Origin of the sequence: Pollutimonas rozaliensis (assembly GCF_048751585.1) — a bacterium.
Lineage (GTDB): Bacteria > Pseudomonadota > Gammaproteobacteria > Burkholderiales > Burkholderiaceae_B.
This window is the reverse complement of the sequence record NZ_JAZHOB010000235.1, coordinates 1-256: the sequence shown is the minus strand read 5'-3', so window position 1 is coordinate 256 and position 256 is coordinate 1. Positions and strand designations below refer to the sequence as shown.

Sequence of the window (256 nt, the reverse complement as noted above, 5' to 3'; positions counted from 1 at the left end):
CCGCGCCAGCCTGGACGGAATGACGCTCTACGACATCGACAAACTGAGCCGTGACGAAGCACGCAGCTTCGCCACCCAGGACCTCGATCCACTTGATGAAGAGCTGGGCGCACAGCCTGCAACAACACCGGCAACACCGGCCAAGCCCAGCAATACCTCCAGGCCCGCCAAGCCCGCACCCGTACAGGCATCCACAGACCCGCTGGTCGATACCACGCCCTTAGGCGTGGATGCGCCGACGCCCGCTGCGGCAACT

General features: G+C 64.8%; 1 protein-coding gene. It reads left to right on the top strand.

Annotated features, from left to right (window positions below; genetic code table 11):
* Positions 1-256 (top strand): DUF3275 family protein (locus V0R37_RS22720; RefSeq protein WP_420376635.1); only part of this gene is annotated, 256 nt, incomplete at both ends.